Source organism: Methylobacterium fujisawaense (assembly GCF_014138435.1).
GTDB classification, from domain to species: domain Bacteria; phylum Pseudomonadota; class Alphaproteobacteria; order Rhizobiales; family Beijerinckiaceae; genus Methylobacterium; species Methylobacterium fujisawaense.
In genome coordinates, this window is record NZ_JACJIM010000004.1 from 557,225 (window position 1) to 577,978 (window position 20,754).

Consider the following 20,754-nt stretch of genomic DNA (forward strand, 5'->3'; position numbering starts at 1 on the left):
GTCGCCGGGATCGAACCGACATGAGCCGCTTCTTCATCGCGCGCCCGATCTTCGCCTGGGCGATCTCCATCTTCATCATGCTGGTGGGCGCGATCTCCATCGCCGCCCTGCCGGTCTCGCAATACCCGGACGTGGCCCCGGTCACGATCCAGGTGACCGCGACCTACCCGGGCGCCCCGCCCGAGCGGCTCTACGACGGCGTCACCCGCATCATCGAGGAGGAGCTCAACGGCATCCCGGGGCTGATGTATTTCGAGAGCACCAGCGACACCTCCGGCATGGCGCAGATCACGGCCTCCTTCGCGCCGGGCTCGGACCCGTCGAAGGCCACCGTGGCGGTGCAGAACCGGATCAAGCGTATCGAGGCGCGCCTGCCCCGGGCGGTGACCCAGCAGGGCGTCACCGTCGAGGAGGCCAGCACCAGCTTCCTCCAGTTCGTCACCGTCTCCTCCAAGGACGGCTCCCTCAGCGAGACCGACCTCGGCGACATCGCCGCCCGCCGCCTGCTCGGCGAGTTGCGGCGGGTGCCGGGCGTCGGCCGCGCCACCCTGTTCTCCTCCGAGAAGGCGCTGCGGATCTGGATCGACCCGGTCAAGCTTGTCGGGTTCGGGATGACGCCAAGTGACGTGACGGCCGCCGTCGGCGCGCAGAACGCGCAGGTCGCCTCCGGCATCGTTGGCGCGCAGCCGGCGACGCCGGACCAGCGCATCGCCGCCAACGTGCTGGTGAAGGGGCAACTCACCACGCCCGCCGAGTTCGGGGAGATCGTGCTGCGCGCCAACCCCGACGGCTCGCTCGTGCGCCTGCGCGACGTGGCCGAGGTCGAACTCGGCGGCCAGTCCTACGCGATGCAGACCCGCCTCGACGGGCGACCCGCCGCCGGCATCGGCATTCAGCTCGCCCCGGGCGCCAACGCGCTCGCCGCCGCCAACGGCGTGCGGGCAAAGCTCGCCCAGCTGCAGCGGACCCTTCCGGTAAACGTGCGGGTGACGGTGCCCTACGACACCACGCCATTTGTCGAGGCGTCGATCAGGAAGGTGCTGGTGACGCTCGCCGAGGCGATGGCGCTCGTCTTCGCCGTGATGTTCCTGTTCCTGCAGAACGTCCGCTACACGCTCATCCCGACCATCGTCGTGCCGGTGGCGTTGCTCGGCACCTGCGGCGTGCTGCTCGTCGCCGGTTTCTCGATCAACGTGCTGACCATGTTCGGCATGGTGCTGGCCATCGGCATCCTCGTCGACGACGCCATCGTCGTGGTCGAGAACGTCGAGCGCATCATGGCCGAGGAGGGACTGCCGCCGCGGGAGGCGACCCGGAAAGCCATGGGTCAGATCACCGGCGCCATCGTCGGCATCACCGCGGTTCTGATCGCCGTCTTCGTGCCGCTCGCCTTCTTCCCGGGCTCGGTCGGGGTCATCTACCGGCAGTTCGCCGTGAGCATGGCGACCTCCATCGCCTTCTCGGCCTTCCTGGCCCTGTCCCTGACACCCGCCCTCTGCGCCACGCTGCTGAAGCCCGTCGAGAAGGGTCACGGCCACGACAAGCGCGGCTTCTTCGGCTGGTTCGACCGCCGCTTCCGCTCCGGCACGGAAGCCTATCGGTCGGGTGTGGCTAGCGTGCTGCGCCGGCCCGTGCGGGCGCTGCTCGTCTACGCCCTCCTCGTCGCCGCCCTCGGTTGGGGCTACCTGCGCATGCCGGGAAGCTTCCTGCCCATCGAGGACCAGGGCTACGTCATCGTCGACGCGCAGACGCCGCCGGAATCGGCCACCGGCCGCACCCTCGACGTGGCCAAGCGGATCGAGGAGCACTTCGCCAAAGAGCCCGGCATCGACAGCCAGACGCTGCTTCTCGGATTCGGCTTCTCGGGCCAGGGACAGAACGCGGCCCTCAACTTCGTCGGACTGAAGCCCTGGGGCGAGCGCGGGCCGGACGACGGCGCCGACGCCATCACGGCCCGCGCCAACGCCGCCCTCGGCGGCCTGCCCGACGCCATCGCCATGTCGCTGTCGCCGCCCGCCATCGACTCGCTGGGCAATTCCAGCGGCTTCGCCTTCCGCCTCCAGGACAAGGGCCAGCAGGGCCATGCGGCGCTGGCGGCCGCGCGCGACCAGTTGCTGAAGGCGGCGAGCCGGAGCCCGATCCTGCAGGGCGTCTATGTCGAGGGCCTGCCGACCGCACCGCAGATCGAGCTCATCCTCGACCGGCAGAAGGCCAACGCGCTCGGCGTGACCTTCGCCGACATCAACGACGCGCTCTCGACGAGCCTCGGCTCGGCCTACGTCAACGACTTCCCGAACCAGGCGCGGATGCAGCGGGTCATCGTCCAGGCCGAGGCGTCCCGGCGCATGAAGGCGGAGGACCTGCTCGACCTGAACGTCCGCAACGCCAAGGGGCAGATGGTGCCGCTGCAATCCTTCGCCCGGGTGGAGTGGACGATGGGACCGTCGCAGGTCGTGGGCTTCAACGGCTACCCGAGCATCAAGATCTCCGGCAGTGCCGCGCCGGGCTACGCCAGTGGCGACGCGATGGCCGAGATGGAACGCCTCGCCGGGCAACTCCCGCCGGGGTTCGACTTCGCCTGGACCGGGCAGTCGCTACAGGAGAAGCTATCGGGGTCCCAGGCCATCTACCTGCTCGCGCTGGCCCTGGTCTGCGTCTTCCTCTGCCTCGCTGCGCTCTACGAGAGCTGGTCGATCCCCCTCGCCGTGCTGCTCGTGGTACCGACCGGCGTGGTCGGTGCGGTCTTCGCGATGCTCATGCGCGACATGCCGAACGACGTCTACTTCAAGGTCGGCCTGATCACGGTGATCGGCCTGACCGCGAAGAACGCGATCCTCATCATCGAGGTGGCCAAGGATCTCGTGGCGAAAGGCGTATCGGTGAAGGAGGCGGCGCTGGAGGCGTGCCAGCTGCGCTTCCGCCCCATCGTGATGACCTCGTTTGCCTTCATTCTCGGCGTCGTGCCGCTCGCCGTCGCGACCGGGGCCAGTATGAACAGCCAGCGGGCTATCGGGACGGGCGTACTCGGCGGCATGGTCACGGCGACCGTGCTGGCGGTCTTCGTCACGCCGCTCTTCTACGTCCTGATCGGGCGGGCATTCGGATCTCGGGCAGCCGGCCGACGGCAGGTCGATCCCGACCGGCCGGTCGCACCCGGGCGGCGCGGCATCCCCGTGCCCTGAGGGCGATCAATCGGGATCGGGCCCCCGCGCAATGAGGCGCTGTCCGGCACCGTGACCTCCACCTATCGTGCCGTCTGCTCCGGGGCTGTGATTTGGACGACTAGAGTGTCCGGTATGGGCGCAAGCCGAACGACAGGTCTTGCGCGCACCGGCGATCCGGCATGGCCTAGTCTGGCCGAAAACCGACCGCTCACTGCAGGGGAGGTCGGCCAGAACAGCGGACAGGATGTTACCGGTTTCTGATGGCCGGGGCATGCGGTGCGGACCTTGCCAGCATTGCCAGCACCTGCGCCGCTCCCTCCTCGGGCGTGATGCGTGAGGTGTCGAGCAGCGGCACGTTCAACTCGTCCGCGAGCGCCCGGTAGCCGACGATTCGGGCCTCGGTCATGTGCTGGGACGGGTTGGGAGTGCCGCGCGCGACCATCCGGGCGATGGTGGTGGGTCGATCGGCCCAGCACATGACGGTGAACGGGCGCGGGTCCCAGCCGGGACGGAAGGCGGGCGACAAGAGCTGCGAGGCCGTGAACCAGTGCCGATCGAAGACGACGGGCCCCGGCGGTGCGTTGGCAATCGCCGTCGCAACCGCGGCATGAGCCACGTCGTCGGCGAGGGCGTGCTGACCGGTCCGGGCGAGGTGGACCATGATGGCGCCGACCTGACCGCCGAACGGGTGCAGCACGGTCGCGCCGATAGCCTCGGCGACGTGCCGCGCGATGCTTGACTTGCCGGAGCCGTCCAGTCCGTCCACGGCGAGCGCGATCCGCGAGGCCTGAGCGGCTTTCTGCTGTGCCCGCGTGAGGTTCGATGGGTAGATCCGCCCTTCTCGCCGGCCGTGCTCAAGGTAATGCAACCGCCCCTGCCAGGGATGCTCGAACAGCGCCGCGAGGTCCGGATGCAGTTGGATGTAGCCCAGCGCATCGAAATCGTCCGGCAACGGGCCTTCGGCGGTCGCAAGGTCTGAGAGGCGCTGCACGGTCTCGCGGGTGGGCGTCTCGGGCGGCCTGGCTGCGGCGGCCCGCTGCGCGCGCGAGGACACGGCGTCTGTGATGGCGCGAAGGAGTCCATCGGCGTAGGTGTCCCAGTCCAGCGCCCGGATGCGCGCGCGACCCGCCTCCGCGCGGACCGCTGCCCCAGCCGGATCGGCGACGATCCGGTCCGCCGCCTCCGCGATGGCCGCCCCGAGTGCCTCGTCGGAACCGTCCGGAACCACTTGGGCGGTCACGGCGTCCTTGGCGAAGGCCAGCGTGCCGTGCACGGTCGTGACGAGCGGCGTGCCGCAGGCCATGGCTTCCGCGGCCGGGTTGCACCAGCCGGCATGCGCTTCGGCACTGCAGAAGGCGTCGAGCCCGTGGTACCACGCCGGCAGGTCGGCCTCGCGCAGCGGCCCGTGCACGTTGAGGCGGCCCGAGGCGACCAGATCGGCACGCGCGCCCACGAGCCCCCAGTCCGGCCGTCCGAACCAGTGCAATGCCCATGCATCGCCGAGCCTGTCGAGGGCGGCGAGCTGGGCCGCGGGGCGCTTGTTGGCGATGCCTCCGAGCCTGTGGCGGACACCTCGCGCAGGTCTCAGGACAGGCGGCGCGAACAGGCCCGCATCGACCGCACCGATGAGACGGCGCCACGGATGCCCCAAGGCGTCGAGATCCGCATCACCCCAGTGGTCGTTGTTCGCCACGATGAGATCCGGCGCGAAGGTCCGCGTGACGCGCGCGTAGGCATCCCGCCGCACCGGGCCGTTGAGGAGATGTTGCACGCGCACGCCGAAATGAGGGGCCCTCAGATCCGCGAAGCGCGCGATCGTGGCATCCGGAAAGCCGCCTCCCGGCACCATGACGGCGTCCCAATGTTCACGGGCCGCGTCCTCGAGGTGCAGGACACGGAGCTGTGTCTCGAAGCCGTCCTCGCCTGAGCCCAGGGCCAGGAAGGCCAGGTCGTGCCCGCGGCGGACAAGGACGCGCCCGACCCGCTCGAAGCGCAAAAGGCCGCCGGTCAGCGCAAGGTGATCGCAGGCCACGAGCAGCCGCATCAGGTCGTTCTTCCAAGCAGGCGCCGGAGGCGTAATGGCAGGCGGCCGACGCGGCCGGATGGCGCGAGACGAGCGGCAAGCGTCGCCTCAAGCTGGTCGCGCGCGCGATGAAGCTCGGCCGCGTAGGCGATCACGCGGTCGGTGCGGCGGGCGCTCTCCAGTCCGGCCGCCTCGTGCGCTGCGGCGTCGAGCGCACGCGCTGCGCGCAAGGCATCGTTCTCCTCACGCAAGCGCGCGATCTCCGCGGCGGCGTCATCGATCGCCCTGGGCGAACCCGCCTGGACTGCGCGGGCCTCCGCCGAGCCGCCGGCGTGAAGGCGCGTCGCAGCGGCCCAGCCGAGGCCGCGCTCCGTCGCATGGCCGCTGACGATCGACTGAAAGCGGCTCTCCCGGGCGAGACGGTCGGCAAGCTGCGCGTCATCCAGGGCGAGCCCGAGCCGCGGCAGCAAGGCCTGAAGGGCGTCCAGCAGCGTCAGTCCGGACGATCCGGATCGCCCCCAGTCCGGCACGTCGATCAGAGCGTTGACGAGGCCGCGCACGGCGAGGTGCCCCTGATCCAGAGGGGCGCCGAGGTCCCATTCCAGGTCGATGAAGGTGTTGATGGGCCCCGCAACAAGATTTTTCGGGATCGCGTCGAGGGCTGATCCCGGCAGGATCGTCTCGAGCTTCAGCGCTGCGCCGGCCACGAAGCTGCGCGACACGGCCTCGAGCCAGGTCCCGGCCCAGGCAGCCACTGCGTCCAGGCACCAACCGTCCCGTGCCAGTTGCGTGTCGAGCGCTGACGACCAGAGCGGCCCCGGCATGTAGGCTTCCGACGGCAGGAGGTTCGCCACCCCGTCGACGTGCGGGGGCAGGTCGGGATACCGACGCGTCCGGCGCACGTGGATCTGCGACCCCGCTGCCACGAAGGTCACCAGCCGCTCGAATTCCGGACGCCGACGCAGTCCGATATGGATCGCTAGACGATCATCCTGCGGCAGCGGTTCCTCTGAGGCAGCGACCAGAAAGGCGGGCGCGAGGTCGGCGGCAAGCCCCTCATCGACCACCTGTCTCCAGGCGCGCCGCAGCGAAAACAGCGCCTCGTCGCCGGAACCGGGCTCCGGCCCGGCCGCACCGATGGCAAGCGCTCCGGGATCGAAGCCGCTCTGCCGAGCCAGACCCCGCTCGGCGACGAGGCTCACGGGCTGCGCCCGGTCCGGAAACGGAAACCACCACGCCTGATGGATCAGGCCACAGGTCTGGAGCGACCGTCGAAGACCAACCCGCGTCGGCAGTCGGAGACCGTTCGGCCCGGACGATCCCTCGAGACTCGGAAAGCCGCCCCGTCCAGGCGCCTCGGCGCCATGAGCGAACCCGTTCAGCGACAGGGCATTGTCGATCGCCAGAATCAATCGCCCCCCCGGCCGCAGCCGCGCGCGGGCCCATGTGATGGACGCCTCGAGCCTGCGCCCTGCGCCGACAGCGTGATGTGGCAGGAAATCGAGCAGCAAGACCGCGTCGAAACGTACCGAGGCCGATAGGTCGTTTCCGTCCGCTGTGGTGAGCACGGACACGCCAGGCGCACAGCCTGCTCTGGCATAGGCGTGCGGCTTCGAGCCCAGCACCAGCAGGCTGCCGGTCAACCACGAGGAGAATGGGCGCATCATGTCCGCGCCCCGCTCGTCCGGCAAGACGGATGGGCATATTGCCAAATTATCCCGCCGCATGTTTCCTGAATGCCAATACCAATTGTTCCAAATTTTCCCTGCCGCACTTTGGTTGAGCGGAATCTAAGTCCGAAATGGACATGTGACGGTTTCGTGTCTACTTATAATAAGCGTTAAGCTACAAGCAAAACCGGCCTGTCCCGTCGAGGTCAATAGGGATGAATTTCGTCAGCGCCATCTCGTTGGCCGGCCCGCACGTGCTGGTGACGAGCACCTTCCCTGATACGCTCAACAGAAATCCTGGAATCCGAAGCGACCTCGCGGAGGGCTTTGCCGAACTCCTCGGCGTCGAGCGTGTCATCCAGTCGCCACTGGAACTGGCGGTATCCGTGATCAGAGCGTCCCGCCCGGATGTGGTGGTGGCGGTCGGAAGTCTCGTGCCTGATCTGTCGGACCTGCGTGAACTTCGCAGGGCCGCGGATGCTGTCGGTGCGGTCCTCATATTCTGGCTGACGGACGACCCGTACGAATTCGACTATGCCTTCAAGGCCGACCTCTACGCCGACATCGTCGTGAGCAACGATTCCTGGGCGGCACAGCACTATCGGCACCCCGACATCCATCACCTCCCTCTGGCCGCAGCCCCCAACCGCCATTTCAGGCCCATTTGCCCGGTGGCCGAACGGGAGACGGTCATGTTCTTCTGCGGCGTCGCCTATCCGAACCGCATCGCCCTGATGCGTCGGATCGACGACTTCCTATCCCGCCACGTCGTCGAGATCCTGGGTGCCGGATGGCCGGACACACTCCGTTGCGCGGTGAATCGCCGACTGACACCCGCGCAGATGGCGGACTATGCCGCCGCGGCCCGGCTGACGCTCAACATCGGCCGAGACCTCGACGTGGCCAATCGCCGATTGTCGCTCCCGCAGGCGACGCCGGGACCGCGGACCTTCGAAGTCGCCCTGTCGGGCTCCACGCAGGCCTTCTTCGTCACGGGCCTGGAGATCTGCGAGCATTTCGAGCCGGACACGGAGATTCTGCTGGTTGATGGCGCAGGCGACATCGCGCGTGCCATCGAGCGGTCGCTCGATGAGCCCGAGGCGATTGAGACGATTGCGCGTCGCGCGCAGGCGCGCGCGCTCCGCGAGCACACATACCGGCATCGCGCGGCGCGTCTGCTCGATTTCAGCCGCCTGACGGTTCCGGCCTGAGCCCGTCGCCGCGTACACAGACGAACGTTAACATGTCCGACCTGTCGATCCTGTTGCTCGATACTGAGCCGCGGACGCATAATCGCTATCTCGTGCTTGCCATCGCGGACGCGCTCCGCCGTCATCCTGCCGTTAGACGCGTCCATGTCGCCGGACATGCGGACGCTTTGATCACCTTCGCCGAGCAGGGGTTCGACACGCTGGTCGCTTTTGGGGGCGCCCGAGCGCATGCGCACGTCGTCGGCCGGCTCGCAGGCCTCGCCCGAACCAGCGTGCTCTGGACCACAGAAGACCCGTACGAGCTTGAGGCGAACGTGCGCGGCGCGAAGACTTTCGATCTTGTCTTCACCAATGACCGGGCCAGCGTTCCGGCCTATGGCGGGCGGGCACGACACCTCCCGCTGGCCGCCTCGTCGATCTTTCACGATCTGGCAGTGCTCGATGACGACACGCGCTACCGCTACGACCTCCTTTTCATCGGAACGGCGTGGCCGAACCGGGTCGCAACGCTGAACGCACTCTCGGCGAGACTGCCGCGGGACGTGAAATTCAAACTGGCCCTGCCGTGGAACGAGCACATCGGACAGCCCGCACTCGAGGATGAGACCCTCGTCACCGACTGGCGGTGCGGGAATCGCGACTTCGCTCTGCTGGCCAACCGCAGCCGGGTCGTGCTGACCCTGCCGCGGAGCTTCTCATCCGCGCGCGCCGATCAGGCGACCGGCTCAACGCCGCCGCCGCGGCTATTCGAGACAGCCCTCGCTGGCGGCTATCAGGTCGTGGTTTCGCCCGAACCGGAGACAGCCGAATATTATGCGCCCGGCTCTGAGATTGCACTCTGCAGCGACGAAGCTGCGGCCATCGAGGCGATTGAGGCGGCCCTGACTTCGCCTGAGCGCCGCATCGAACGCGCGCGTGCCGCTCAGGCGCGGACCCAGGCCGAGCATCTTTATGATCACCGTGTCGCGACCATCCTGGATGCCGTAGTGGAAGACCGGCGGACGCAGACGCTACGGCCCCTCCACGGGACGACGCCCGTCCGCACGGTCCTGATGCTCACCCACAACCGAATGGGATATCGCCCCGGCGGCGGTGTCGAAGTCTACCAGGAACTGCTGACCGAACTCGGGGAGCCCTATCGGATCCTGTTCCTGTTTCCCGTGGTCGACGATGGATGCTGGTCGCTGCGGCTCGAAGGCCCCGGGATCGCGGAATCGTACGCCTGCGGCGCCGTCACGCCACCGCTCTCGACGGATCCGTTCGTCGAGGGATTGTTCCAGCGAATCCTGTTCGAGCATCAGATCGACCTCGTCCACATCCATCACCTGATGCATGTCCCGCTGTCGCTGCCTCTCATCGCGCGGGCCTGCGGCGTTCCCACCGTCTACCACCTGCACGATCATTTCCTGATCTGCGAGCGCTGGCTGCTTCTCGATCATGCTGGCCGCTTCTGCGACGTGGTCAACCGTGGCGCGGATCAGTGCGACGCCTGCCTGGTGGCGGCAAACAACTACCCGCCCGGCTCAAAGGCCCGGCGCGACGGCATGATGACCTTGGTGACCGAGGCAATCGATGCCTTCGTCACGAGTACCCCCAAGACGGCGCGCTACCTCCAGCGCTTCTTCCCCGGCCTCCCCGCGGAGCGGCTCTGCGAGATCGCAATGGTGGCACCGAGTGCCCCAGTCCCAAGCGTGGGGTCCGGTCTGAAGCGAAAGCGCGACACCGATCGGCTGACCGTAGCGATCCTGGGCAATTTCGCGGCCCACAAAGGCGGCCTGCAGGCGATCAACCTGATCCGGAGTTGTGAGGCTTATCCGATCCACTTCAAGGTGATCGGCAGGATCGAGGACCAGTACCGCGATTTGATCGCGACCTTCCGGCCGGATCAGGTCAGCGTCACGGGTTCCTACGAGCAGCATGCCATCGGAGGTCTGATGGCCGGGTGCGATGTCTCGTTGCATCTCTCGACGTGGCCGGAAACGTTCGTGATCGCGCTGACCGAGGCGTGGCAGGCCGGCCTCGTCCCGATCGTCACCGATATCGGTGCCTTGGCCGAGCGCGTTCAGGATGGCGTCGACGGGTACAAGGTGTCGCCAGACGATCCCGGCTCCGTCCGCAACCGCCTCATCGGGCTCCACTACGATCGTGCCCGCTTGGCCCGGATGCAGGCAGCCATCGCACAGAAGTCCTTCCCCTCCGTGGACGACCATCTCGAAACGGTCCGCGCGCTCTATGATCGCCTGATCGCGGCACGGCCCGTTCGCCACAACAGGATTCCCAGCCACTTGCGGAACGGGTTCGACCTGCGGCTTGAAAGCCTCGGCTTCCGAACGAACGCGCCGTCGTGGACCAGCGCCGCGATCCAGTGGGACGAGGCGGCCCACCCCGCGGCCACGCCGCTCGCTGCCGTCGCGAGCACGCACGTTCGGCCGATGCCGGACCTGCCCGATGCGTTCCGCCGTCTGCCTCTCAGGCCGATCAGACGCAGCGAATGCGGCTGGAGCCTCGACGTGATGCGCGCCGACGATCGCCTCAACAGAAGTCTGGATCTCTCGCCGGTGGCGCAAGGGTCCATTTTCCTGCGCGGATGGTTGCACATCTCCGGACCCGCGCCCAAGGCGCTCTACCTGCGGCTGACTGGAAGATGCGGAACATCGTGGGTCACCCTGCAGAGCGATCTCCGGCCGGACGTCGCCAAATGGTACGGAGAACCGGCCGCCGCGACATCCGGTTTCACCGGACAGATCGAGGTGGCGGGAATGGCATTCGGGCACTACGCGCTCGCCCTTATCCAAGTCGCCGATCATCAATTGCGGGTCTTGGATGACATCGCATCGGTATTCATCGCGCCCGACACAGAGGCTCTGGCGCGCTTTGTTCCTGAACCCCGCAAGATCCTCAATGGGCCGCTGCAGAACATCACGCTGCGCCACAGCCTACCGGAAGATATGGATGCGACGACGATTTCGCCCGGTCAGCTCTGGGCTGCGGAGGTGGAGTTTTCGGACGCGTCTCCCAGACTTCCGAAGGAGTTATTCGCCGTCCTTCGGTCATCAGCCGGCGAAGCATGGCGCGCGCCGGTTCTCAGGATCGATAAGCGGACCGTGCGCATCGTCGCGTCTATTCCCAACATCGATCCAAGTACCTGCACGGTTCTGCTCGCTGAGCCGCACAGCAGGAATCTACGGATACTCGCGACCTTGTTCCAAACTCGGATCGCTGCTCCCTCGTGATGGGGCCCGCGACGCGGCACAACGCGTCGTTTTCGAAAGCAGGTCCGTTTAAAGCCTACCATTTCTGCGAGGTCGCGCTGACACGACTGAACGGCCCTGACTGTCCGATCGAACCATACTGACGGGCCTTGTCCAAGATCATCTGCCATACGCGTGAACGACACACGTCCGGATAGATCTCGGCGGCCCAGGGCCTGTCGTGGCGCTGGACAGCTTGATTGTCTCTTCTGGAGAAGATGCCAAAGCGGCCTGATTGGCTGGATCGGGCGCAACACTGCCAGTGTCGCGGCGGACCATACGTCCGCTTCCGGGGTCCGCGCGTGAACGGCCGCGTTGGGTCGAACGCAGCCACGCGACGCAAAAGCCGATCAGGTCAGTCCCCAGACTGTTAGAACGTGCGGGTGGATGTTCTGACGTGGCCTGGCGCCTCGAGGTGCAGGGGCCTTCTGGATGGGCCTGGCTGTAGCGAAGTGCTGTCCTCGACCCGTCCGCGGCTGGCGGCGGAGCGCCACAACTCCGAATCCGACAAGGTGAGGTCGCCAATCTGCCGGTGTTCCAGTTCGTCGCCGATCGGCGCGAGGACGGCGCGGCGGCCCGGAGCGCATCGACCGCCTCCCTGATCGGGCGGGCGTCGTTGTGAATCATCCCTAGTCCGGGAAGCCCCTGATCAGGGCGGTCATCACTATCGTGCGGCGCAAGCCGGGGATGGTTGCCTTGTCCGCGAGCAGTGTCTTTGCCTGTGGGTGAGTCTCGATTGCCTTGGCCATATCGACGGTGTGACCCGACTTGAAGGCGAGGGCTTCGCGGTCTCGTCCTTAAGGTCGGCTTCGGTGGCCTGCTTGATCTCCTCGTCCGTCACCTCGGACTTACGGCACAGGTCACCGGCGCCGGGAATCGCTCGGCCATTCGGGTTTGTGCCGACCCTTGTGCGCCGGAAAAACACCTTCTGTTTCGGGGGGGCGGTTATGTCCCGGTCCCGAAGGTGCTGTTTTGCTTGGAAAAATTGGCTGGGGCGCCAGGATTCGAACCTGGGAATGGCGGTACCAAAAACCGCTGCCTTACCACTTGGCGACGCCCCAAGGTGAGCGGAGGCTGTCTAGACGCCGCGCCCGCCCCTGGCAAGCGGTGGATCGCGGCCGTCTAACCCCCCGCCCGCAGCGGCTTACCGGCGCTCGGGGACGCCGTCGATCCGGCGGGGCAGGCCCAGCGGATTGGCGGCCTGAAGCGCTGGCGGCAACAGCGCGTCGGGAACGTCCTGGTAGCTCACCGGCCTCAGGAACCGGTCGATGGCGAGGCTGCCCACCGAAGTCGTGCGCCCGTCCGAGGTCGCCGGATAGGGGCCGCCATGCACCATCGCGTGCGCCACCTCGACCCCGGTCCCGAAGCCGTTGACCAGGATGCGGCCGACGCGGCGCTCCAGGAGCGGCAGCAGGTCCCGCGCCGCCGCGTGATCCTCCGGCGCGAGGTGCAGCGCCGCCGTGAGCTGGCCTTCCAGATGCTCCAGCACCGCCCGCATCGCCGCGAGATCCGCGCAGCGCACCACGAGGCCCGAGGCCCCGAACATCTCCTCCTGCAGCGCGGGATCCGCCAGGAACACGTCCGAGTCCGTGGCGAACAGGCTGGCCCGGCCCTGGGTCACCCCGCCCTCCGCACCCTCGGCGATGCGGGTGACGGCGGCGTGCCCGGCCACCCGCGCGACGGCCTCCCGGTAGGCGCGCTGGATGCCGGGCGTCAGCATGGTCGCGGCGGGGCTGTCGCGCAGGGCCGCGCCGGCCGCTTCCAGGAAGGCGTCGAGGCCCGGGCCGGGCAGCGCCAGGATCAGGCCCGGATTGGTGCAGAACTGTCCGGCACCCAGCGTCAGCGACGCCGCGAAGGCTTGGCCGATCTCGGCGCCCCGCGCGGCCAGCGCGCCCGGGAACAGCAGCACCGGATTGATGCTGCTCATCTCGGCATAGACCGGGATCGGCACCGGGCGGGCGGCCGCGATCGCCATCAGGGCCGTGCCGCCCCGACGGGAGCCCGTGAAGCCCACGGCGGCGATCCGGGGATCGGCCACCAGCCCCTGCCCGATCGACTGGCCGGCATCGAACAGCAGCGAGAAGGTCCCCTCGGGCAGGCCGCAGGACGCCACCGCCTTCTGGATGGCGCGGCCGACCAGTTCCGAGGTGCCGGGATGGGCCGGGTGCGCCTTGACCACCACCGGGCAGCCCGCCGCCAGGGCCGAGGCGGTGTCGCCGCCCGCCACCGAGAAGGCGAGCGGAAAGTTCGAGGCGCCGAATACCGCCACCGGGCCGACGGCGATCCGGCGCAGGCGCAGGTCCGGCCGGGGCAGCGGCTTGCGGTCCGGCAGGGCCGGATCGATCCGCACTGCGACGGAACTGCCCTCGCGGACCACGCCGGCGAACAGGCGCAGCTGGCCCACCGTCCGGGCGCGCTCGCCCTCGATCCGCGGCCGGGGCAACCCCGTCTCTTCCATGCAGCGGGTGACGAGGGCGTCGCCGGTCTCCAGGATGTTGGCGGCGATCGCCTCTAGGAAGCCGGCCCGCGTCTCCGGATCGGTCTCCCGGTAGGTGTCGAAGGCGGCCTCCGCCAGGGCGCAGGCCCGGTCGAGATCGCCGAGGCTCGCGCCGGGGAAATCCGGCTCCAGGGATTCGCCGGTGGCCGCCGCGACGGCCCGGACGGCCGCCTCGGTGCCGCGCCGTGCCTCGGCGCCGATCAGGTTCTCGCCGCGCAGGGTCATGAGCTGCTCCTCTTCGTAGGGGTGCGGGCGGGCCGCACCGGGACGGACGCGTGACGGGCGGTCAGCCCCGCTGCGCCGCCAGGGCCTTCTCGCGGATGGCCGCGAGGGTCATGGTCGGGGTGAGCGCCTCGGGATCGACGCGGCAATGGATCATCGCCGGCAGGCCGGAGGCGAGGCTGCGCTCGAAGGCGGGCGCGAAGTCCGCGGTGCATTCCACGCGCTCGCCATGGCCGCCGCAGGCGCGGGCGAGCGCCGCGAAGTCGGGGTTGCGCAGCTCGGTCGCCGAGACGCGGCCGGGATATTCGCGTTCCTGGTGCATCCGGATCGTGCCGTACATGCCGTTGTCGAGCACGACCACCACGACGGCGATCCCGTACTGCACGGCGGTGGCGAATTCCTGCACGGTCATCATCACGTCGCCGTCGCCCGCGAGCGCCACGACGATCCGCTCCGGGCGGCCGCGCTTCGCCATCACGGCGGCGGGCAGGCCGTAGCCCATGGAACCCGAGGTCGGCGCGAGCTGCGTGCCGAAGGCGCGGAACCGGTAGTAGCGGTGGACCCAGGTGGCGAAATTGCCGGCGCCGTTGCAGATCACCGCGTCCCGCGGCAGCCGCTCCCGCAGCCACGTGATCGCTTCCCCGTACTGGAACGCGCCGGGTTTCGGCTCCGGCGTCTCGGACCACGCGCGGTAGGCGGCATGGGCCTCGGCGGCGCGACCGCTCCCGGTCGGCGTGAAATCCGGCAGGGCGGCGCAGAAGGTCTCGGGCGCCGCCTCGATCGCCAGCACCGGCTGATAGACCCGCCCGAGCTCCGCTGCGTCGGCATGGACGTGGACCAGGGGCAACCCGGGATTGGGGATGCCGAGGAGGCCGTAGGATTGCGCCGGCATCTCGGACAGGCGTCCGCCCACCATCAGCAGCAGGTCGGCCTCCCGGATCCGGGCCAGCAGCGCCGGGTTCGGCCCGATCCCGAGCTCGCCCGCGAAGTTCGGATGGTCGGCGGGAAAGAGCTGCGCCCGCCGGAACGAGACCGCCACCGGCAGGTCGTGGCGCGCAGCCCAGGCGGCCAGGGTGGCGACGGCGCCCTGCGTCCAGCGGGAGCCGCCGAGCAGCACCATCGGCCGCTGCGCCTCCGCCAGCATCGCCCGCAGACGCTCCACATCGTCCCCGGACGGGGCCGGGGCGGCCGGGACGACGCGCGGCGCGTCGGACACCGCCACGACGTCGTCGAGCATGTCTTCCGGTAGGGCCACCACGACGGGACCGGGACGGCCCTGCATCGCCACCCGGAACGCCCGGGCGAGGATCTCCGGAATGCGCGCCGCGTCGTCGATCTCCACCGTCCATTTGGCGAGCCCGCCGAACATCTGCCGGTAATCGACCTCCTGGAAGGCCTCGCGGTCCCGCATCCGCCGGGCGATCTGGCCGACGAACAGGATCATCGGCGTCGAATCCTGGCGGGCGATGTGCACGCCCGCGGAGGCGTTGGTGGCGCCCGGCCCCCGGGTGACGAAGCAGATGCCGGGGCGGCCGGTGAGCTTGCCCGCGGCCTCGGCCATGATCGCCGCGCCGCCCTCCTGCCGGCAGACCAGCACGTCGATGCCGCTGTCGCGCAGGGCGTCGAGCACCGCGAGGTAGCTCTCCCCGGGGACGCAGGTCACGCGCTCGACGCTCTGGGCGCGGAGCTGGTCGACGAGCACCTGCGCGCCGGTGCGTGGGGGCAATCCGCTCAAGCCGTTCCTCCCTGGCCCTCGGGCCGCATCCGGGGCGTTCCGCCGGGATCGGCCACCGTTCCGCCCGCCGCTGGGATGCCGCTGATATCCCAGTTTCAGGATAGGGGCGGGTTCGGGGCGGTCAACCTGTCAGACCAGGGGCCGCCGGTCGAGGGCTCGGCGGGTCATCCGGTCGAGAAAGTCGAACAGCGTTCCGATCCCGGCCAGGGCCGCCGCTTCGTCCCGCGCCGCGATGCCGGACAGGATCGCCCCGTGGATCTTGGCGCAATCCAGGAAGCTGGCGGTGGGCTCGTAGGTGTACCAGAACCGACGGGACTGGGCGTGGAGCGCCGCCATGGTGCCGGTGAGCGTCGCGTTGTAGGCGGCGCCGACGAGGGCCTCGTGCAGGCCGCGCTTGGTCCGGAAATAGGCCTCCCGATCGCGGGCCTCCGCGGCGCTGCGCAATCCGGCTGCCCGGTCCAGCAGGTGTGCCATGTCCTCCGCCGTGCCGCGCGCGATAACGCAGCGGGCCACGGTCTCGTCGAGGGGGCGCCGCACCTCCAGCAATTCGAGATGCTTGATGACGTCCACCTGGGTGACGAGGACGCCGCGCCGCGGATGGACCTCCACGAACCCGATCGTCTTGAGCCGTGCCAGAGCCTCGCGGACCGGCGTCCGGCCGAGGCCCAGCTCCGCGCCGAGTTCGCCCTCCGAGACCATGGCGCCCGGGGCGAGACGGCGGCTGATGATCATCTGCTCGATGGCGTCATAGGCGGTCTCGGCGAGGGAGCGCGGCCTGCGCCCATCCTCCGGCGGCACCTGTCCGCCGCCCGCAAATCCCAATCCGGCCAAGGGCTTCCCCGTCGATGTCGGATCCTGTCTGTCGCAACCCGTGCCGGTTGACAATGGCGCCGCGCACCGTGCTACTCAAGATCTGGGATATCAGTCCGCGTTCAGCGCGGGCGGGAGCCAAGGCCGGCGCAAGCGACATGTGATTGTCACCGTTCGCGGGTGCCGAGACCGAGGCCCAGGGAGGAGGAGCGGATGTCCGGGATGTCCCCTGAGACGCGCGCCAAGCTGAAGACCGTCAGCACGGCGACGCTGATGACCGCCCTCTACAAGCGCGGCTTCCGCAACCAGATGATCCAGGGCGTGCTACCCCTGAAGGCCGGCGGCCCGACGATGGTCGGCGAGGCCTACACCCTGCGCTACATCCCGGCCCGGGAGGACCTGAACCCCATCACGGTGTTCCGGGATCGCGCGCATCCGCAGCGCAAGGCCGTGGAGGAGTGCCCGCCCGGCGCCGTGATGGTGATCGACAGCCGCAAGGACGCCCGGGCGGCCTCCGCCGGCTCGATCCTGGCCACCCGGCTGATGGTGCGCGGCTGCGCCGGGCTCGTCACCGACGGCGGATTTCGCGATGCCGACGAGATCGCCCGGCTGGAGATGCCGAGCTATCACGCGCGCCCGTCGGCGCCGACGAACCTCACCCTCCATCAGGCGATCGACATCAACGTGCCGATCGGCTGCGGCGACGCGCCCGTCTTCCCCGGGGACGTGATCGTCGGCGACGGCGACGGGGTGGCGGTGATCCCGGCCCATCTCGCCGACGCCGTCGCCGACGAGGCCGTCGAGATGACCGCCTACGAGGACTTCGTCACCGAGGAGGTTCGCAAGGGCCGCACAATCCTCGGCCTCTACCCTGCCACCGACGAACAGAGCCTCGCCGATTTCGCCGCCTGGCGGAAGCGGACCGGCCGCTGAGCGTGCCGGACCGGCCCGCTCCAGCCCGGCCCGCGATCGGCAACGGGCCGGAACGCGTCGGATTCGACTCGGGGGGACGCCATGGCGGCGGGGTTGCGCGGGGGCGCTGCGGCGCCGGAGATCGAGCGGCGGACGATTGCCAAGGTGTCGTGGCGACTCCTGCCGCTGATCGTCCTGATCTACTTCGTCGCCTACATGGACCGGACGAATGTGGGCTTCGCCGCGTTCGGCCTGAAGCGGGACTTCGGGTTCTCCGCCACGCTCTACGGCTGGGCTGCCGGCATCTTCTTCCTCGGATACGTCCTCTTCGAGATTCCAAGCAACGTCCTTCTGGAGCGCGCCGGGGCGCGGCTCTGGATCGCCCGGATCATGGTCACCTGGGGACTGGTGGCGGGCAGCATGGTCCTCATCACCGGCCCGGTGAGCTTTCTGGCCCTGCGTTTTCTGCTGGGCGTGGCCGAGGCCGGCTTCTTCCCCGGCGTGATCCTCTACTTCACCTTCTGGTTCCCCAAGCGGTACCGGGCCCGCGTGGTTGCCGCCCTGTTCCTGGCGGTGCCGGGCTCGAATGCCCTCACGGCGGTGATCTCGGGGGCGCTGCTCCAGCTCGACGGCGTGCTGGGCCTGCACGGCTGGCAGTGGCTGTTCCTCCTGGAGGCCGCGCCCTCGATCCTGCTGGCCTGCGCGGTTCTGGCGCTGATGACGGACCGGCCCGAACAGGCGGCGTGGCTCGCGGCCGAGGAGCGGCGCTGGCTGAGGGACGAACTCGCGGCGGAGCGTGCGGGCACGCTCAGGGCTCACGGGCATCTCACCCTCAAACAGGCCCTCACCGACCGGCGGGTGCTCGCCCTCGGGGCGATCTACTTCACCATCGGCACCGCCACCTACGGCATCACCTTCTTCATGCCGCCGATCCTGAAGAGCCTGCATCTCACCGACTGGGAGACGGGCGTCGCCACGGCGGTACCCTACGTCGTGGGGACCCTGGGCATGGTCGCCTGGAGCTGGTCGTCGGACCGGCGCAACGAGCGGCGATGGCACTTCGTGATCGCCGCGCTGGTCGCCGCCCTCGGCCTCGTCGCCTCCGGCCCCCTGCTCGGCAGCCTCTGGGCGCTGACGGCGATGTCGGTGGCGACGATCGGGCTCTACGGCAGCAAGCCCGCCTTCTGGGCGATGCCGGGGGAGTTCCTGTCCGGGCCCGCGGCGGCCGGGGGGATCGCCCTGATCAACGCGATCGGCAATCTCGGCGGCTTCGTCGGTCCCTACGTCCTGGGCTGGCTCAAGGATTACACCGGCAGCTACGAGGCGGGACTTTATTTCCTGGCCGCTTGCGCGCTCGCCTCGGCGGCGATCACGGTCGTGTCTGTCCGGTCAGGCGGGGCGGAGGCGGACCCGCGCGATGGGACCGGCGGCGCGTTCCGCCCCGCCGGCTCGAACCCGTGAGACCGGAGACAGAGCGATGACCGCGCGCAAGAAGGACCTGGGCGACCTGCGCAGCCAGCGCTGGTTCGGCGCCACCGACCTGCGCAGCTTCGGCCATCGCTCGCGCATGCTGCAGATGGGCTATGAGCGGGCGGATTTCAGCGCCAAGCCCATCGTCGGCATCATCAACACCTGGAGCGACATCAATCCCTGCCACCTGCATTTCCGCGAGCGCGTGGAGCAGGTGAAGCGCGGCGTCTGGCAGGCGGGGGGCTTCCCGATCGAATTGCCGGCGCTGTCGCTGTCCGAGAATTTCGTCAAGCCGACCACGATGCTCTACCGCAACCTCCTGGCCATGGAGGTGGAGGAGCTGCTGCGCCAGCATCCGGTGGACGGGGCGGTGCTGATGGGCGGCTGCGACAAGACCACGCCCGGCACCGTGATGGGCGGCATCTCCATGAACCTGCCGATGATCTTCCTCCCGGCGGGGCCGATGATGCGCGGGCATTTCGGGGGCAAGATCCTCGGCTCCGGCTCGGATGTCTGGAAGTACTGGGCCGAGAAGGAGGCCGGCACCATCACCACGCAGGAGTGGAACGACATGGAGGCGGGCATCGCCCGCTCCGCCGGCACCTGCATGACCATGGGCACGGCCTCGACCATGACGGCGATCACCGAGGCGCTGGGCCTGTCCCTGCCGGGCGCGGCCTCGATCCCGGCGGCCGACGCCGACCATCCCCGCATGGCGAGCGTCTGCGGCCGGCGCATCGTGGACATGATCTGGGAGGACCTGAAGCCCTCCGACATCCTCGACCGGCGCTCCATCGACAACGCGCTCGTCGTCCACAACGCGCTGGCCGGCTCCACCAACGCGATGATCCACCTCGTCGCCATGGCGGGCCGGGCCGGCATCCCGGTCAAGCTCACCGCGTTCGACGAGGTCGCCCAGAAAGTCCCGGTGATCGCCAACCTCCGGCCCTCGGGGCAGTGGCTGATGGAGGATTTCCACATCGCGGGCGGAATCCGGGCGCTGATGGCGCGGCTCTCCCCCCTCCTCCACCTCGACGCCCGCTCGGTCACCGGCGGCACGATCGGCGACGGGCTCGCCGGCGCGAAGGTCTACAACGACGACGTGATCCGCCCCCTCGACAAGCCCATCGTGTCGATGGGCGGGACCGCGATCCTCTACGGCAACCTCGCGCCGGACGGCTGCGTGATCAAGCCGCCCGCCGCCGACCCGCGGCTCCTGCAGCATACCGGCCCCGCGCTGGTCTTCGACAGCTACGACGCGATGAGCGCGGCGGTGAACGACCTCGACCTCGACGTCACCCCCGACCACGTCATGATCCTGCGCAATGCCGGCCCGATCGGCGGGCCCGGCATGCCGGAATGGGGCATGCTGCCGATCCCCAAGGTCCTGCTCCGCCAGGGCGTGCGCGACATGGTCCGCATCTCGGACGCGCGGATGAGCGGGACGAGCTACGGCGCCTGCATCCTGCACGTGGCGCCGGAATCGGCCGCGGGCGGCCCGCTCGCCGCCGTGCGCGACGGCGACCTGATCAGCGTGGACGTGGCCGCCCGCCGGATCCACCTGCACCTGGACGATGCCGAGATTGCCGCGCGGGTGAAGGCCTTCGTGCCGCCCGACCGGGCCTATCCGCGGGGCTACAACCGCCTGTTCGCCCAGCACGTGCGGCAGGCCCACGAGGGCTGCGACTTCGACTTTCTGGAGGGCGCCGGGGGGATCCCGGAACCCGAGATTCACTGACCGGCCCGAGCCGTCGGCAACAGGCGGCGGGCCCGATCACAGGGAGGACAC

11 protein-coding genes and 1 tRNA gene are annotated in these 20,754 nt (G+C 69.1%); 6 read left to right on the forward strand and 6 right to left on the reverse strand.

All coding sequences use genetic code 11. The features are described 5' to 3' along the window. The first annotated feature begins 20 nt into the window (after nucleotides 1-20). Nucleotides 21-3,182 (forward strand): efflux RND transporter permease subunit, encoded by a 3,162-nt coding sequence (locus tag GGQ91_RS15215; RefSeq protein WP_182592305.1) that lies wholly within the window; start codon nucleotides 21-23, stop codon nucleotides 3,180-3,182. 229 nt (nucleotides 3,183-3,411) lie between these two features. On the opposite strand, the gene GGQ91_RS15220 is transcribed toward GGQ91_RS15215, so the two are convergent. Continuing rightward, nucleotides 3,412-5,208: a glycosyltransferase gene (locus GGQ91_RS15220; protein WP_182592306.1), complete on the reverse strand. Its 1,797-nt coding sequence runs from the start codon at nucleotides 5,206-5,208 to the stop codon at nucleotides 3,412-3,414. After that, complete coding sequence (locus tag GGQ91_RS15225) at nucleotides 5,208-6,854, reverse strand: class I SAM-dependent methyltransferase (protein WP_246410695.1); 1,647 nt, start codon at nucleotides 6,852-6,854, stop codon at nucleotides 5,208-5,210. The genes GGQ91_RS15220 and GGQ91_RS15225 overlap by 1 nt, the downstream gene beginning before the upstream one ends. 218 nt (nucleotides 6,855-7,072) lie before the next feature. Here GGQ91_RS15225 and GGQ91_RS15230 point away from each other — a divergent pair, with 218 nt between their 5' ends. Then, a complete protein-coding gene (locus GGQ91_RS15230) occupies nucleotides 7,073-8,068 on the forward strand; it encodes a glycosyltransferase family protein (protein WP_182592308.1) in 996 nt (331 codons plus the stop codon). A gap of 32 nt (nucleotides 8,069-8,100) precedes the next feature. Then, nucleotides 8,101-11,301 carry a glycosyltransferase family protein gene (locus GGQ91_RS15235; RefSeq protein WP_182592309.1) on the forward strand — a complete coding sequence of 1,067 codons (3,201 nt, stop codon included), beginning with the start codon at nucleotides 8,101-8,103 and terminating at the stop codon, nucleotides 11,299-11,301. A gap of 1,004 nt (nucleotides 11,302-12,305) precedes the next feature. Here GGQ91_RS15235 and GGQ91_RS15240 read toward each other — a convergent pair. From GGQ91_RS15240 to GGQ91_RS15255, 4 genes are all read right to left on the reverse strand, one after another. Beyond that, nucleotides 12,306-12,380 (reverse strand) — tRNA-Gln (locus tag GGQ91_RS15240). Nucleotides 12,381-12,463: 83 nt separating this feature from the next. Beyond that, nucleotides 12,464-14,041 carry an aldehyde dehydrogenase (NADP(+)) gene (locus tag GGQ91_RS15245; RefSeq protein ID WP_182592310.1) on the reverse strand — a complete coding sequence of 526 codons (1,578 nt, stop codon included), beginning with the start codon at nucleotides 14,039-14,041 and terminating at the stop codon, nucleotides 12,464-12,466. Nucleotides 14,042-14,102: 61 nt separating this feature from the next. Continuing rightward, a complete protein-coding gene (locus tag GGQ91_RS15250) occupies nucleotides 14,103-15,773 on the reverse strand; it encodes a thiamine pyrophosphate-binding protein (RefSeq protein WP_182592311.1) in 1,671 nt (556 codons plus the stop codon). A gap of 129 nt (nucleotides 15,774-15,902) precedes the next feature. After that, nucleotides 15,903-16,604, reverse strand: a complete 702-nt coding sequence (locus tag GGQ91_RS15255; protein ID WP_053609809.1) for a GntR family transcriptional regulator — start codon at nucleotides 16,602-16,604, stop codon at nucleotides 15,903-15,905. Between the two features lie 192 nt (nucleotides 16,605-16,796). Between GGQ91_RS15255 and GGQ91_RS15260 the strand changes: the two genes are divergently transcribed. The 3 genes from GGQ91_RS15260 (at nucleotide 16,797) to araD (ending at nucleotide 20,703) form a co-directional block, all read left to right on the forward strand. Next, nucleotides 16,797-17,516: a ribonuclease activity regulator RraA gene (locus tag GGQ91_RS15260; RefSeq protein WP_043384349.1), complete on the forward strand. Its 720-nt coding sequence runs from the start codon at nucleotides 16,797-16,799 to the stop codon at nucleotides 17,514-17,516. 81 nt (nucleotides 17,517-17,597) lie between these two features. Beyond that, a complete protein-coding gene (locus GGQ91_RS15265; RefSeq protein ID WP_182592312.1) occupies nucleotides 17,598-18,956 on the forward strand; it encodes an MFS transporter in 1,359 nt (452 codons plus the stop codon). Nucleotides 18,957-18,972: 16 nt separating this feature from the next. Further along, entirely contained in the window at nucleotides 18,973-20,703 is a 1,731-nt protein-coding gene (araD, locus tag GGQ91_RS15270; RefSeq protein WP_182592313.1) for an L-arabinonate dehydratase, read from the forward strand. Nucleotides 20,704-20,754: the final 51 nt, after the last annotated feature.